Origin of the sequence: Streptomyces dangxiongensis, assembly GCF_003675325.1 — a bacterium.
Taxonomy (GTDB): domain Bacteria; phylum Actinomycetota; class Actinomycetes; order Streptomycetales; family Streptomycetaceae; genus Streptomyces; species Streptomyces dangxiongensis.
This window is the reverse complement of record NZ_CP033073.1, coordinates 182,680-197,210: the sequence shown is the minus strand read 5'-3', so window position 1 is coordinate 197,210 and position 14,531 is coordinate 182,680. Positions and strand designations below refer to the sequence as shown.

16 protein-coding genes and 2 pseudogenes are annotated in these 14,531 nt (G+C 71.7%); 4 read left to right on the top strand and 14 right to left on the bottom strand.

Annotated elements, in window-relative coordinates; all coding sequences use genetic code 11:
* Positions 1 to 125: 125 nt before the first annotated feature.
* Entirely contained in the window at positions 126 to 326 is a 201-nt protein-coding gene (locus tag D9753_RS01270; RefSeq protein WP_121785329.1) for a hypothetical protein, read from the top strand.
* A 141-nt stretch (positions 327 to 467) separates the two neighbouring features.
* Here D9753_RS01270 and D9753_RS01265 read toward each other — a convergent pair whose 3' ends face one another.
* The gene (locus D9753_RS01265) at positions 468 to 1,061 is read right to left on the bottom strand and encodes a hypothetical protein (protein ID WP_240467988.1); all 594 of its coding nucleotides are present in this window, start codon (positions 1,059 to 1,061) and stop codon (positions 468 to 470) included.
* A gap of 344 nt (positions 1,062 to 1,405) precedes the next feature.
* Here D9753_RS01265 and D9753_RS39595 point away from each other — a divergent pair.
* Positions 1,406 to 1,594, top strand: a pseudogene (locus D9753_RS39595) (MFS transporter); the annotation flags it as partial.
* A 56-nt stretch (positions 1,595 to 1,650) separates the two neighbouring features.
* Here the strand turns inward: D9753_RS39595 and D9753_RS01255 are convergent.
* The 4 genes from D9753_RS01255 to D9753_RS36270 form a co-directional block, all read right to left on the bottom strand.
* Positions 1,651 to 2,535 (bottom strand): aminoglycoside phosphotransferase family protein, encoded by an 885-nt coding sequence (locus D9753_RS01255; protein WP_121790819.1) that lies wholly within the window; start codon positions 2,533 to 2,535, stop codon positions 1,651 to 1,653.
* 128 nt (positions 2,536 to 2,663) lie between these two features.
* On the bottom strand, positions 2,664 to 3,308 hold the full coding sequence (locus D9753_RS01250; protein WP_121785327.1) for a dihydrofolate reductase family protein: 645 nt from the start codon (positions 3,306 to 3,308) through the stop codon (positions 2,664 to 2,666).
* 272 nt (positions 3,309 to 3,580) lie between these two features.
* Positions 3,581 to 4,747 carry an alanine--tRNA ligase-related protein gene (locus D9753_RS01245; protein ID WP_121785326.1) on the bottom strand — a complete coding sequence of 389 codons (1,167 nt, stop codon included), beginning with the start codon at positions 4,745 to 4,747 and terminating at the stop codon, positions 3,581 to 3,583.
* A gap of 303 nt (positions 4,748 to 5,050) precedes the next feature.
* Positions 5,051 to 5,254, bottom strand: a complete 204-nt coding sequence (locus D9753_RS36270) for a hypothetical protein (RefSeq protein ID WP_163010580.1) — start codon at positions 5,252 to 5,254, stop codon at positions 5,051 to 5,053.
* Positions 5,255 to 5,482: 228 nt separating this feature from the next.
* Here D9753_RS36270 and D9753_RS01235 point away from each other — a divergent pair, with 228 nt between their 5' ends.
* On the top strand, positions 5,483 to 6,676 hold the full coding sequence (locus D9753_RS01235; protein WP_240467987.1) for a hypothetical protein: 1,194 nt from the start codon (positions 5,483 to 5,485) through the stop codon (positions 6,674 to 6,676).
* 105 nt (positions 6,677 to 6,781) lie between these two features.
* Here D9753_RS01235 and D9753_RS01230 read toward each other — a convergent pair whose 3' ends face one another.
* The 4 genes from D9753_RS01230 to D9753_RS01210 all read right to left on the bottom strand — a co-directional run bounded on the left by D9753_RS01230 (position 6,782) and on the right by D9753_RS01210 (position 9,725).
* Entirely contained in the window at positions 6,782 to 7,213 is a 432-nt protein-coding gene (locus D9753_RS01230; protein ID WP_121785324.1) for a glutaredoxin domain-containing protein, read from the bottom strand.
* A gap of 84 nt (positions 7,214 to 7,297) precedes the next feature.
* Complete coding sequence (locus D9753_RS01225; protein WP_121790817.1) at positions 7,298 to 7,480, bottom strand: hypothetical protein; 183 nt, start codon at positions 7,478 to 7,480, stop codon at positions 7,298 to 7,300.
* Between the two features lie 161 nt (positions 7,481 to 7,641).
* The gene (locus tag D9753_RS01220; protein ID WP_240467986.1) at positions 7,642 to 8,052 is read right to left on the bottom strand and encodes an ATP-binding protein; all 411 of its coding nucleotides are present in this window, start codon (positions 8,050 to 8,052) and stop codon (positions 7,642 to 7,644) included.
* 464 nt (positions 8,053 to 8,516) lie between these two features.
* Complete coding sequence (locus tag D9753_RS01210) at positions 8,517 to 9,725, bottom strand: MFS transporter (RefSeq protein WP_121785323.1); 1,209 nt, start codon at positions 9,723 to 9,725, stop codon at positions 8,517 to 8,519.
* A gap of 54 nt (positions 9,726 to 9,779) precedes the next feature.
* On the opposite strand from D9753_RS01210, the gene D9753_RS01205 reads away from it, so the two are divergent.
* On the top strand, positions 9,780 to 10,541 hold the full coding sequence (locus D9753_RS01205) for an AraC family transcriptional regulator (RefSeq protein ID WP_121785322.1): 762 nt from the start codon (positions 9,780 to 9,782) through the stop codon (positions 10,539 to 10,541).
* A gap of 274 nt (positions 10,542 to 10,815) precedes the next feature.
* On the opposite strand, the gene D9753_RS37495 is transcribed toward D9753_RS01205, so the two are convergent.
* The 5 genes and pseudogenes from D9753_RS37495 to D9753_RS01185 form a co-directional block, all read right to left on the bottom strand.
* Entirely contained in the window at positions 10,816 to 11,166 is a 351-nt protein-coding gene (locus tag D9753_RS37495; RefSeq protein WP_240467985.1) for a cytochrome P450, read from the bottom strand.
* A complete protein-coding gene (locus D9753_RS37490; protein WP_240467984.1) occupies positions 11,102 to 11,755 on the bottom strand; it encodes a DUF5825 family protein in 654 nt (217 codons plus the stop codon). Before D9753_RS37490 ends, D9753_RS37495 begins: the two co-directional genes overlap by 65 nt.
* Positions 11,752 to 12,468, bottom strand: a complete 717-nt coding sequence (locus D9753_RS01195) for a hypothetical protein (protein WP_163010579.1) — start codon at positions 12,466 to 12,468, stop codon at positions 11,752 to 11,754. Before D9753_RS01195 ends, D9753_RS37490 begins: the two co-directional genes overlap by 4 nt.
* 68 nt (positions 12,469 to 12,536) lie before the next feature.
* Entirely contained in the window at positions 12,537 to 13,175 is a 639-nt protein-coding gene (locus tag D9753_RS01190) for a response regulator (protein WP_121785319.1), read from the bottom strand.
* Positions 13,172 to 14,393 (bottom strand): annotated as a pseudogene (locus tag D9753_RS01185) (sensor histidine kinase). Before D9753_RS01185 ends, D9753_RS01190 begins: the two are co-directional and overlap by 4 nt.
* Positions 14,394 to 14,531 lie beyond the last annotated feature (138 nt).

Here is a 14,531-nt window from a genome sequence, read left to right as displayed (position 1 = left end):
CGCACATGGGGCTCGCGCACATGGGACCACCGGACGTGGGGCCGCTGCACATGGGGCTGCCGCACACGGGGCTCCCGCACATGGGACCACTGGACATGGTGCCAACGGACATAGGGCCACCCCACATGACCGACCCCGGCCGCTACCACCTGCGGCTCTTCGCCGCCGGCAGACCGGTGCAGCACGGCTGGTGGGGCCGTGAGGAGACCGCGCGGGACAAATTCCGGCGCTGGGTCGGCGAGTACGGTGCCATGCCCGACGCACGCGTCACCCTCACGGACGAGGAGACCGGCGACGTGCTGGCCACCTGGCCCGGCCAGCGGTAGGCCGGGCGGGCCTCACCACGCCCCGCCCGGGCGCACCGCACCGCGTCAGCCTGCCCCGCCGCCCCGCCGCCCCGCCGCCCCGCCGCCCCGCCGCCCCGCCGCCCCGCCGCCCCGCCGTCCCGCCGTCCCGTGCGGTCGAGGTCAGTAGCGCTGCGCCTTGGCGAGAACGGGCGTGAGCTTCGGCTCCGGTGGCTGATGACTGAACGCGATGGGCTGCTTCTTCTCCCCGGGCTTCAGGTGTTCCGCACCCACGTACCGCGTCTCGACCACCTTGCCGGATGCGTTCTTGAAGTCGATCTGCACGGCATACGAGGCTTCGCTGTCCGTCGTATTGGTGATTTTGACCAGGACGGCGAGTACTCCGCCGGTCTGCGCTTTCGGCATCCCCGTCATGGCGACGTCGGACAGCGCGTTTCCTCGGCCCTGGACATCTTTCAGCGCCTTTTGCGCTGTCGTGCTCCTGCGCTGGGTCTCGGCGTCCACGGATGCCTCGAACTCGGAGGCCCGAGCCGAGGCCGACGACGCCGCGGCAGAGGCGGCGGCACGGGCAGAGCTGATCGCCGAAGAGGCGGCAGACGCCAATGCCGACGGCGGTGTTCCGGAGAACGACGAGGCATTCGGCGTGAGGGGAGTACTCGCCTGAGCCGAGGAACCGCTGTCCTGACCGCTCCCGCCGCCACAGCCCACGAGCCCACCCACGAGCAGAAGGATGCCGAGGGCACTCCCCATGGCCATCCGGCGCCGGCCCCCTCCAGAACCTCTGAGTCGTCTCACCGACATGCTGCCGTCCAAGGAATAGATGGTCGCGTCGCTCCATCCTCAGGGCCCAACCGACCCCTCGCGAGTCGGCCGCCCGGCACCGGACCCGCACCGGCCTGGCCACTCCGTCCGGCCAGGCCGGCGAGGGCGGGACCACGATCGAGTCCGAACGGGGCGCCAGATGGCCCAGTCGCCGCCGGTGGCACTGCCGCGCCACCCGAATTCGGTTGCGGTGGGGCCGGTGGGCCCGGTGAGGTGTTTTTGTGGGCGGTGCGACGGAGCAGGTTCGGCAGGCGCGGACGGGACGTGTCCGCGCGGACATGACGCGACCGGCTCCGTGGCGCAGGGCGGCGGTGTTCGTGGCCCTGATGCTGGCCGCCTTCACCTTCAACACCGCCGAGAATCTGCCGGTCGGCCTCCTGGAGCCGATCTCCGAGAGCCTGCGCGTGTCAGTGCCGGCGGTGGGTCTGCTGATCACCGGTTACGGCGGGACGGTGGCCGTCGCGTCCCGCGGCACCTTCCTCGCCGGGGAGCTGCTGACCACCGGCGCCGGTGCGGTGCTGTCCTACCCGGAGCTGCGGAGGATCTCCCTGATGACGTACCGGGCGTTGGCGGAGATGATCGGATTGGTCGTCCGGTAGTACGACAACTGGGTGACCGCCATGGACAGCGCCCAGCCCCGGCCGCGCGCCCAGGTCGCGTCGTCCACATCCACCGCCTGGCGGTACGCCCGCCGCGCCGGGGCGGGCAGCAGGTTCCACGCGGGGATGAGGTCGGTGGCCGGTTCGCCCATGCCCACGGCGCCGAAGTCGATGACCGCCGAGACGCGGTCGCCGGTGAGCAGCAGATTGCTCGGCATCAGGTCGGAGTGTGTCCAGCAGGCGGGGCCCGTCCACCGTGGTGCCGCGAGTGCCTCCTCCCAGGCCGCGGTCATCTCGTCCGCGTCAAACGGTTCGTCGGTGCCGCGCAGCGCCTCGATCGACGCCCGCGTCTCCCGATCCTCGGTGGTCAGCGGCTCGCCCCGGTGCGCGGGCGGACCGCCGGGAAGACCGATCTTGCGGAGGGCGACCGCGAACTCCGCGAGGTCACGGGCGACGAGTCCGGGCTCGGCCAGGTCGCCCTCGACCGGGGTGCGCCCCTCGATCCACCGGTGCACCGCCCAGGCCAGGGGATACCCCTCACCCGGGGCGCCGGTCGCCACCACCTCCGGGATCGGCAGCGGCAGCAGCGGGGCCAGCCGAGGGAGCAGACGTGCCTCCAGCACGATGGCCTCGGCGCCACCGGGACGCAACGGCAGCCGGACGGTCAGGTCCTCGCCGAGCCGGTAGATCGCGTTGACCGTGCCTCCCGAGGCGAGCCGGGAGACCGGCAGGTCGGCCCACCGGGGGAACTGAGCACGCAGCAGCCTCCGGACCAGACCGGCGTCGGTCTCCACCTCGTCCGCGTGCATCGTGCCCATCCGCCCACCAGATCACTCGGTTCTCCCGGTTCCTGCCGGGATCGTTGCACAGTCGGCCCGCGGCCCGCAGCCCCTTTCCGTCCGCCTCGTCGGAGCGTCCGGGCCGATCTGACGCCTGGTCACTTCCTCCAGAACAGGTGGTGCGTCACGCCGCTCGGGCTGGGAACGACGTCCAGGTGGAACCGGTCGAGCAGTTCATCAGGTGACTCCCACAGTCGTAGTCCGGAGCCGAGTTTCATCGGTGAGACCGCCACGTGCATGGTGTCGACGAGGCCGGCGTCGAGGAACTGCCGGATGGTGGTGACCCCGCCGCCCAGCCGGACGTCCTTGCCCTGTGCCGCCTCCCGCGCCCGCTGGAGGACCGCGGCCGGGTCGCCGGCGACGAAGTGGAACGTGGTGTCGGAGAGCGTGAGCGAAGGGCGCTCGTGGTGGGTCATGACGAACACCGGGGTGTGGAAGGGGGGTTCGTCCCCCCACCAGCCACGCCACTCGTCGTCGCGCCAGGGCCCGCGCTGGGGCCCGAACTTGTTGCGCCCCATGATCTCGGCACCGATGTTGCGTGCGTAGTCTCGGGTGAAGTAGTCGTCGAGGCCCCGGCTGCCCCCGGGATCGGTGCGCATGGGCCAGCTCGCCGTGGCGCCGGCCCAGGCGAACAGCCTTGCGGGATCGACGTGGCCGAACGGACGCTCGATGCTCTGGTCCGCGCCGGCACCGATGCCGTCGCTCGACACATTGAAATTCTGGACTCTCAGCAGCTGAGGCACGAGTTCCTCCTTCGATGGCGATGACGGTGAAGGGACTCTCCGGTCCGGGAAAACTCATCGTCTCCGGGAACCTCCTCGTCTCTGGGGGGAACACCGTCGCCACGCACGGCCGCCGGCGCGCGTCACGCTGCGCGAGTGTCACCCCGGCCGGCCGTCACCCCGCGGCCGGCCGGCGGCGTCGAGGCCGTCGGGTACGACGCCGACCCGGTCGGCTCACTGCATGCCCCGGAGCCGACGGCTCAGGCGACGACGACGAGGCCGGGGCCGGGCCGTCACTGCGGCCGAAGGTTCAGGACGAGGTCACGCGGCAGGCCGTAGGTGTCGTGGAGGTGGTGGAGGTCCTCCTCGCTCAGCGGGCCCCGGAACCGCGGTCGGGCCAGTACCTGCCGGCCACGTTCCAGGAGCCGGCCGAAACGGTGCTCCTCGTCCAGCAGCACCCGGCGCACGACGTCCGGATCCTCGTCCTGGCGGAAGCGGTCCAGGGTGTGCCGCACCAGCTCGTCCGGCAGATCTCCCAGGCCGCGCGACGGATCGTCCCGCCGCAGCACGGTGAGCACCCGCCGCAGCAGGCGGCGCAGCACGTAGCCGCGGCCGGTGCTGGCCGGGCGGACCCCGTCGCCGATCACCACAATGGCTGAGCGCACGTGGTCACAGACCAACCGCAGCGACACTTCGTCGAGCTGCCACAGGGCCGGCAGGAGGCGACGCCAGGGGTCGAAGACGTCGCACTCGAACACCGACGTCCGGCCCTGCAAGAGCGAGGCCAGTCGTTCCACGCCGAGTCCGGTGTCGACGTTGTGCTGGGGGAGTGGCACGAGTGAACCGTCGGCGAGCCGTCGGTAGCGCATCATCACGTGGTTCCATACCTCGACCCAGCGTTCGTCACCTGTGGGTGTCGACTCCGGCGGGGTGTCGCCGGTCCACAGGAAGATCTCCGAGTCGGGGCCGCACGGGCCGGTCGGTCCGTTGGACCACCAGTTGTCCTCGACGGTGAGTTCCACCGGCACCCCGCGTCCCTGCCACACCTCCAGGGAGGCGGTGTCCGGCCCGGTCAGGTCGTCGCCACCGAAGACCGTGACATGCAGCAGACCCGGATCGATTCCGAGGCCCTCGGTGAGCAGACCGTAGCCCCAGTCGAGGCTCGACGGGCCTCCGTAGTCCCCGAGGGACCAGGTTCCGAGCATCTCGAAGACGGTCAGATGGGTCCGGTCGCCGACCTCGTCGAGGTCTGTGGTGCGCAGACACCGCTGTACGTTGGTCAGCCTCCTGCCGAGGGGATGCGGGCGCCCCTCCAGGTAGGGGGTGAGCGGGTGCATGCCCGAGGTGGTGAACAGCACGGAGTCTCCCGGCGGAGGCAGCAGAGTCGAACCGGTGATCCGGCGGTGGCCGCGGTCCTCGAAGTACTCGAGGAACGTGCGTACGATCTGGTCGGTGTTCATGGGGTGGCTCCTTCGCGTGTGCAGCGGGGGAGGCACCGGACAACACGTCCGCACGGGCGTCGGAACCGGGGCGGAGAACGCCGAGGAACCACCGGCAGACCGTGTCCGGTCGCCGGTGGAACGGGGAAGTACGTCAGACGGCGGCAACCGGCGAGCTGGTCGCTCGCGCGGTCGCGGTGATGCTTCGGCCTGTGACGTTCATGACAGTGAAGATAACGCGTCCCGTCTGCCGGGGCACCCGATTACTTCGCGGGGGTACGGCGTGCGCCACCGCTGACCGGCACTGGGTGCCGTCAGTGGTGATCACTCACCGGCCGAATTGGGGGGACGGGTGGACCCAGCCACGACGCGCTGGTCGTCTCTCGGTGGCAGTCCGCTGACGGGCCTCCCCTGGAGCTTGCGGACCAGCACCACCAGCAGCGCGTAGAGGCACATCAGGCCGATGCCCACGAAAGCCGCGATCACGTGCGCCACCTGAGGGTTCAACTGCCCCAGCCAGCTCATCATCGGGCCGCCTTTCGGGCGAGGTTCATGCTTCCAGGGTCGTACCGCCGCGGTCGGACGCCAACTCCAGACCGGCCGGACACCCGCTGAGCCGGCACGACCGATGAGGCCCGACGCCTCGCCCGCCGCCCCGACCGGACCACCGGGCCGGTGATCGAAGTCGCCGCAGGCGCAGATCAGGCGCAATATCGGACCACGCCCGTCCCTCGGCCCGAGGCGGTGAGAAGTGAGGTGAGACGTCGCTCGTTCCGGAGCGCGGCGCAGTGGTTCGACGAGCCGCGGCAGAAGGAGCGCGTCGGTGTGCGTCGTCCTCGGTCCGTGCGCGAGATATGGCCGGCGCTCACCGTCTACGGCGCGGCCACGCTCCTGCACCTCGTCGTCCTGGCTGTCATGAACCCGCCGGACGGGCCCGGCCTCCGCGACCGCCTGCTCGCCTGGGACGGCCGGCTGTACACACAGATCGCCGCACATGGCTATCCCGACGGTTTCACCTACTCGTCCACGGGCTTGCTCACCGGTAACAATCTCGCGTTCTTCCCGCTGTTCCCCTTACTGATCCGCGCCGTCCACACCGTGACCCGCCTCGACTACGGCAACGCCGCGATCGTCACCGCCAACCTGGCCTTCGCCGCCGCGCTGATCACCGTCGACCTGCTGCTGACCCGCCTCCACGGACGGCGTACGGCCCTCATCGCGGTCGTACTGCTCGCCGCCGCACAACCCATGGCGCTCGTCTTCGTCATGGCCTACAGCGAGTCACTGTTCCTCGCCCTGTCCGCCGGCACCCTGCTGGCCGTCCATCGGCGGGCGTGGCTCACCGCGGGCGTCTCGGCCATGCTGGCCGGCCTGACGCGGCCGGCCGGCGTGGCGGTGGTGGCGGCTCTCGCCGTCGCCGTCGCCCTGTCCTTGGCGAGGACCCGCAGACCCGCCTGGCGCCCCCTCGTGGCGGTCGCTCTCGCCTGCGCGGGCACGCCCGGCTACCTCTGGTGGGTGGGTCGCCGGGCCGGGCGGCCGGATGCCTGGTTCAGCATCGAGCAGGCCGGGTGGGGCACCCGTTGGGACAGCGGCAGGTCCTTCGTGCGCTTCCTCGGCGAGACGCTGGCGCACGGTGACGGATGGGTGCCCGTCAGCACCGCGGTCCTCCTGCTGGCCCTCGTCGACGCCACGGCCGTCACCTGGCGCCGGGACACCTGGCCACCCCTGCTGGTCTACGGCTCCGGCATCCTGGTCCTGACGCTCGGGCAGACCAGCTTCTACCACTCCAAGCTGCGCCTCATGATCCCCGCCGTGCTCTTCCTCATCCCTCTCGCCCGTGCACTGGCCCGGGCACGCACCACCACGGCCGCGATCGCCGTGACCGGCGGCGCGCTGTTCGGCTGCTGGTACGGCGCCTACATGCTCACCGTCTGGCCGTACGCGATCTGAGGGGCGTGCCCACGCTGCTGCTGTGCCACGGCGAACTCGTACGCCGGCGGATCGACGCCGCACCCCTGCCGTCCCTCTCCGGCACGGCACCGCTCACCGATCACCCTATGAGGGCAGTTGTTCGCGTACCCATGCGGGATCGGGGTTGACATGCGGCCGGCCCGCCACGATGACGGTCGGCACGGTCTCATCGCCGTTGTTGACCGCTCTCACCGCTGCCGCGCCCGCCGGGTCCCGCCAGATGTCGACCCAATGCAACTGGCGGGCGCCGCGGCCCAACCGCAAGCGCAGCCGCAGGCAGTACGGGCACCCCGGCCGCCAGTAGACGACCGGCCGGCCGTCGTCCGCGCTGCGGCGTCGTGCCTCCAGCGCCCCTATCGATCTCGGGAAGACCAGAGATGAATTCAGGCCTGCGAGGAGCACGAACACCAGCAGGACCGATCCGGCCTCGCCGAGGCTGCCTTTGAACACCAGCCCCGTCACAACGACTGACCCGCACAGGAGAACCACTATCGGTAAGAACCAGGCTCGCGTCATGGTCAGGCAGGCTAGCGCGCGAAGCGCCCCGAGGCGGTCCTGCCCTGCGGCAGGGTGGCGTCCCGGGACGGATCCGCTGACGGCTCAGGGCATGAAAAGGGCGAGGAGTACAACCACCACGACTATCAGGAGGATCACCATCCACACTGACTTGCCACCCCGGCGGTTCCTCCGGTGGGTGTCTTCCGGTCCCCCTCCTCTCGGGCGGTCCTCCACGTACTGCGGATCGTCCGGGCGGTCACGTGTGTAGAAGTCGTCGTCAGCCATCTCGGGCTCCCCTTCGTCTCTGAGGGCCGAGTTCCCCATCAGGGACGGCATGCACATCGATGCATGCGGGCCGATGGTGGTGGTCAGTCGGGCAGTTCCGTGTGGAGGCGGACGGTGGTACCGGTCTGTGGGGTGGACCGTATCTCGACGAGGTCGCACAGCTAGTGCACGAGCCACAGGCCGCGTCCGCCGAGCTGGGTGCGGGTGGGCCTGGAGCGTCCCGCGAGGGGATCCTCGATGTACCCGGCGTCGCGGAACTCGCAGATCAGCCGGCGCTCCTCGCTCCAGGTGCGCAGCACGCCCTCGCCTCCGCCGTGCCGGATGCTGTTGGTGGCGACGTCGGTAGCGGCGAGGTGGAGTTCGTGCAGCCGCCGGCCGCCCAGCCCGTGGCGTTCGGCACAGGCCGTGATCTTCTCCCGCAGCGCGGGAAGGCTGCCGCGGGCGTAGGACAACTCGTCGTACGGGTCGCAGGGGTCGGTCAGCGCGGCGAAGTCGAAGGAGGCATGCGGGCTGTAGTCCGCGCACGCGCTTGTGCGACCGTCCGCGCGGATCTCGGGGTGGCAGCGGGTCATGCTCTCCAGCGCGGCCCTCTCGCCGCCGGTGTTGTAGGGGCACAGCAGCCACCAGGCGGGGCTGTGCGCGAAGGCCTTGCTGGGGCTCCGTTCGCGACGAAGGCCCGGCTGCGGTCCATGACATCGTCCGCTGGACCCAGTAGCTGGCAGACGTGGTCACCAGTGCCGACCTCGTCGAGTCTCGCCAAAGTGCGCGCCGCTCTCACCGCTCCTTCCCTCGGACCTCTCACCCTACTGGCACGCACGACACACCCAGCCGCCGAGTCGTCGTCCCTGTTCATCGTCCCCGCACGCTGGGCACCGGGGTGCCTGTCGGGCGCCGCCGCACCTCGGCTCCGCCCGCCCGTCCGCCGGACCCCCCTTCGGACGTGGTCCTCGGCGCGAAGCCGCCTGTCCGCGCGATCAGGCCACCTCGCTTCCGGGAGCGAGGGAGACTCCGCTGTCACGGTCAGCGACCGGGCCGGTCAGAGGCCGCTGCGCTCGGGGGCGTCGCTCCCGGCCTCCCGCGCGGCCTCCGCGCCGTCTCCCGGCAGCTCCGGGACGGCCGGTTCGGGCAGGGTGCGGAACAGCAGCCAGCTAATGGCGGGCATCGCGATCAGGGGCATCAGAGCTGTGCGCAGCGAGGTGGCGTCGGCGAAGCGGCCGATGACGGGACTGGTCAGGCCGCCGACGCTGACCGTGAGGCCCAGGGTGATGCCGCCGGCCGTTCCGACGCGCGTGGGCAGATAGTCCTGGGCGAGGGTGACCTGCAACGAGAAGGGGACGTACAGGCCGACCGAGGTCAGTGCCACGCACGGGTAGATCGCCGGGCCGGGCACGAAAACGACGCCGGCGACGGCCGCGACCGTGCTCAGGTAGGACGTCCTCACCACCGCGACCCGGTCCCAGCGGTGGGCCAGCCGGCTGCCGACGACCGTGCCGACGGCACCGCCGAGATAGAGGACGAACAGCGCGACCGTCCCCGCCGCCGTACCGCCGCCCGTCCGTGCCCGGACGTGGAAGGCGACGAACGTGCTCATCCCGACGAAGACGACCGACCTGCACACCACCGCGAGCGACAGCCGCACGAAGGACGCCCAGTCGTCCCGTCCCTTCGCGGCCCGCTTGTCACCGGCGGGGGACGGCGCCTCGTCCAGCGCCCGCAGCACCGGCAGCGTCAGCACGCTGCCGATCAGCGCGGGCAGGATGAGCAGGGGTGAGAACCGGAGTCCACCCGTGGCGATCACGACACTGACCAGGAGGGGAGCCGCCGCGAAGCCGACGTTGCCGCCCAGGGAGAACCACCCCATGGACCTGTGGCTGCCCCGACCGACGACCCGCGCGACCCGCGCGGACTCCGGGTGGTACGCGGCGACCCCGACTCCGGACAGCGCCACGAACAGCAACGTGAGCGGGTACGAGCCGCTGACCCCGCTCAGAGCCATGCCGAGCCCGCCGAGGACTGTGCTCACCGGCAGCAGCCAGGGGACGGCGTAGCGGTCGGTGAGCACGCCGAACAAGGGCTGCGCCACCGAGGACAACAGGCTGGCGGCCAGGACGAGGCCCGAGGCCGCGGCGTACGTGTAGGCACGCTCGGCGACGAAGAACGGAACGAGGGCCGCCACGGCGCCCTGGTAGACGTCCACACAGGCATGTCCGGCGGCCAACAGAACGATCGACTTGTTCTTCGGCATGGCGCCATGGTTGCCCGTGGCCGCCCTGTCGCACTTCCGATAATCTGCCAACCGATGACGCAAGTCCGCCACGAGCCGGTGGCACCGACCAGCGCCCGCCGGCTGGCAGCGGGGACGGGGATCGACGCCCACCGGCACGACGACCACCAGCTCGTCTACGCGGGCCGGGGCGTGCTCGTCGTCACCACCGGCGCCGGCTCATGGACCGCCCCAGCCACCCGGGCGATCTGGATACCGGGCGGCACCGTGCACTCCCACCAGGCGCACGGCGAGCTGGAGCTGCACCTGATCGGCCTCCCCGCGGACACCCACCCGCTCGGCACGGACAAGCCCACGGTGCTCCTCGTCAGCCCGCTGCTGCGGGAACTGATCTTCGCCTGCACCCGCGACCCGGCGGACGACAGCCCGGAACACCGGCGCCTGCGCGCCGTCCTGTGCGACCAGCTACGAATCGCTCCCCGGCAACCGCTGCACGTGCCGGCTCCGACCACGCCGCAACTGAAGGCCCTGTGCGAGATCCTGCACGCCGACCCGGCTGACAACCGCACCCTGGGGGCCCTGGGCAGACAGGTCGGCGCCAGCGACCGCACACTGTCCCGGCTGTTCAGGACCGACCTCGGAATGACGTTCCCGCAGTGGCGCACGCAACTGCGGCTCTCCCACGCGCTGGTGCTGCTGGCCCAGGACACGCCGGTGACGGTGGTGGCGCACCGGTGCGGGTGGTCCTCGGCGAGCGCGTTCATCGATGTCTTCCGCCGCGCTTTCGGTCACACACCGGGCCGAGCCGCGGACGCGGCGCGTAGCGCCCCTCTATGAGACGCGGAAGCCATCCTCAACAGCCCGGCCCCTGACAGCCGGTGGCAGACGGGCACAGTCGGCCCGTCCCGCGATGCGTCGTGTTCAGCGGCGAAGCCGAGGCAGACGAGCAGGGCCGGGAACCCTCGGAACGGCAGACGGCGCGCGGACCGGCATACGTGCTGCCCGTCTTCCCGCGCAGGGCCAATGGCGGGCCGGGGTCGGTGATCCCGCTCCCCTGAGGCCCGCGCCTTTCCCGCGGTTTCCGGGCCGTCCGGCCGCGCTGCTCGCCGTCCTAGCCACGGAGCGTCACCGGGAGCGATTCGAGTCCGCGCAGCATGGTCGTGTTCCGCCACGGCAGGTCCGCCTGGTCGACCGCCAGTGCCATCTGCGGGAACCGGCTTATCACGCCACCGAGCGCGATCTGGGCCTCCATGCGGCCGAGGAACGCACCGAGACAGCGGTGGATGCCGTGGCCGAACGCCAGGTGGCCCGGGTCGTTGCGACGCAACAGCAGCCGGTCGGGGTCGGAGAACCGCCGCGGGTCCCGGTTGGCGGCGCCCAGCGAGAGCATGACCAGTTCACCGGCCGGGATCTCCACACCGCCGATGTCGACCGGCTGGTCGGTGAACCGGACGGTGGCCATGCACACCGGTGCCTCGTACCGCAGGAACTCGTCGACCGCCAAGCGAGCCCTGCCGTCGGTCGCGGATCTCGACGAAGCCCGGACCGCGCCGGTAGACGCACTTGCACGGCAGATACTGTTCCTGCCACCGCCGCGTGACTTGCGGCGGGGCTCCCGCGATCGCCGCCGGCGGGAACAGGTGGAACAGCGTGCGGGTGCCGGCGCAGCCGTCATCGCAGGACGCGGTCCACCGCACCGCGGCGCCCAGACCGGTGAGCTCGCGCACGACCATCAGAGCCCGGACATCGCGCGCGTCGGCGTCCGTGCAGAGCCGGACCGGATCGCACAGGCGCACACACCGTCCGCCGGACTCGTACAACGCGGGCACACTCACGCTCAGCGGCGCGGAGAGCACCACCGGGCCGAGCGAGGAGCCGGGCAGCAGCCGGCTGCCGTGATCCCGCCATGCCTCGACAGTGATGTCCGGCATCGCGGTGGTGGCGGTCTCAGGTGCTGCGGCGGTCGCAGCCGGGCGGACTTCGGAGGCGATGTCCGCCTCGGCCGCTGGCACGATCGTGGTCGTCGGCTCAGTCATGGAGAGTCCCGTCATCGATCGAGGGCGTCACCGGCGAAGGCCGGACTCGGCGCCGAACCCGCGGCACAGGCGACTCCCGTGGTATCCGAAGGCGCCGGCGCGTCGAATTCGCCGGCCGTCCACCAGTCGTCGCGGCGTGCCTCGCGCTGCCGGGCCCGCATGAACAGCGGGTTGTCCGCGTCCACGGCCACATGCACCACGTGCCCGTCGTCGTGGAACAGCAGCCCGAGTACGGTCCAGCGGTCGAGCAGCACTTCGGCTTCGTGCTGTCCGCCGGGCACCCGGGCGCCGAGCGTGGCCGGATTCCGCGGCCGGGCCAGGGCCCGGAACAGTGCCAGCTCACCCGGCTCGCGCAACTCGAGCACCCGCCAGGAGTATCCGGGCCTGGTGTTCACCAGCACGATCCGGTCCCCGTGGTCCTCCTGGGTGAGTGAGCTGTACGGGTGGTTCGCGACCCACGCGTTCACCGCCGTGCCGAGCCGTTCCCCGAGCACCTCGTCGATGCCGCGCGGGGGCGCCACGAAGAGGTAGGCGAGCTGCGCCAGTTCCGATTCGGGCAGCCGGTAGGTGTGCCGGTACTGCACCGCCGGCTTCAGGAGGTCGAAGCCCAGCTCCGGTCGGGCCAGGGAGCCACCCGGTCGACAGCACGGAGTACGACTGCGCTGCCGCCACGCCATGCCCCGGTGCCCCGGACCCTTGAGGCGGCGCGCGAAGATCACCCCTGACATGCCGGGCCGGACCGCGGACGGGGGAGAGGCGGTCCTCGACTCCGGTCGGGAGTCCGCACGTGCTCGGGTCAGCGGCGGATGAGCCCGAGGTCGGTGGCGGTGGCGACGGCGGCGGTGCGCGAGTCGACGCCGAGCTTGACGTAGATGCGGGCCAGGTGGGACTTGACGGTCCCCTCGGTCAGGTGGAGCCGGCCGCCGACGGCCTGGTTGGACAGACCGTCGGCGACCAGGGCGAGGACTTCGGTCTCGCGCCGGGTCAGGGCAGTGCCCGGTGTGCGCAGCCGGTGCATCAGCCGATCCGCGACGGCGGGCGCCAACGTGCTGCGTCCGGCGGCGGCGGTGCGGACGGCGGCGGCCAGGTCCTCGGGTGGGGCGTCCTTGAGCAGGTAGCCGGTGGCGCCGGCCTCGATGGCGGGCAGAGTGTCGGCGTCGGAGTCGTAGGTGGTGACGATCAGCACGCGGGGTGCGCCCGGACGAGCGGTGATCCGGGCGGTGGCTTCGGCACCGCCCATGCCCTTGCCGAACTGCAGATCCATCAACACGACGTCGATGTCACCCTCGGCGGCGCGGGTGACGGCGTCCTCGGCGGTGGCTGCTTCGGCCACGATGACGAGGCCGCGTTCGGTTTCCAGCACGGCGCGCAGCCCGGCGCGTACGACGGGATGGTCGTCGGCCAGGAGGAGGCGGATAGGCGCGTCGTCGGTCACGGGCGGTCCTCGGACTCGGTCTCGGTGGGCGGGGGGAGGGGGAGCCGGGCGGCCAGGGCGGTGCCGTGGCCGGGCGCGGATTCGATGGTCAGGGTGCCGCCGAGGGCGCTCATGCGGGCGCGCATGGCCGCCAGACCGAAACCGCCGTTCTCGGGGTCGGGGGCGGGGAGTTGTCCGGGGTCGAAGCCGTGCCCGTTGTCGACGATGTCGAGGGCGATGCGGTCACCGAGGTAGCTGAGGGTGATCTCCGTGGCGGTGGCCTGGGCGTGGCGGACCGTGTTCGCCAGGGCGGATTGGGTGACGCGCAGGAGGGCGACCTCGTGGGCGGTCGGCAGCGGGGTGGGGTCACCGGTGAGGTGGAAGCGTGCGGTGAGGCGGTGGCGGGTGCCGGTGGTGGTGCACAGGCGTTCCAGGGCGTCGGCCAGGGTGGTGTCCTGCAGGGTGGGCGGGGTGAGGGCGGCGACGAAGCGGCGGGCCTCGGCGAGGTTGTCCACGGCGGCCTGGCGGGCCGCGTCGACGTGGAGGGCGGCGGTGTCGGGTCGGCCGGGCAGGGCTCGTTCGGCGGCGCGCAGCAGTAGCTGGATGCTGGAGAGGCCCTGGGCGAGGGTGTCGTGGATCTCACGGGCCAGACGCTCGCGTTCGGCGAGTACCCCGGCGGTGTGCTGGGCTTCGGCCAGGTCGGCCCGGGTGGCGGTGAGTTCTTCGATCAACTGCCTGCGCTGTTCGCTCTCCCGGTACAGGGCCTGGTACCCCCACACCACCGCGACGGCGACAGCGGCCCCGAGCGCGGGCCCGATCGCCATGGCCGGGCCGAAGGAGTGCCGGTGGGCGGCGAAGCCGGCGACGGCCGCCGCCGCGGTGGCGGCCACGGCGGCGAGCCCGGCCCGGCGCGGCAGCAGGTGGAGCTGGAGGAAGTACAGCGGGAAGGCCACCCATACCGCATCGGGGGAGAGGACCAGCAGCACCAGCCACACGGCGCCCACGGCGGTCAGCCACCAGGTGGCGGCGCGCTGGGAGAGACGGATGTGGGGCAGGAGCGGCCCGGCGGCGTACACCAGGCCGCACACCGCCGCCGTGGCGACGACCAGTCCGGCGTGGGGCCGGCCGGCGGCCACGGCCCGGCCGGGCGGCCAGAGCGAGCAGGCCGATGACCAGCAGGTGCAGGCACCAGGCCAGGGCCCGGGTGGTCGGGGTCAGGGCAGGGGCAGCGGTGTTCACAGTGCGTCCCAGGTTACGGAGGCCGCCACCCGGGGGCCTCCATCGAAAGTGAGAACCCGTGTGCCGCCCTTCGGCCCGCCAAGTGCTGTCCTGCGCCGGACGCGCACACGGGAGGGTGGCCGCGACGGTGGAGTCGTA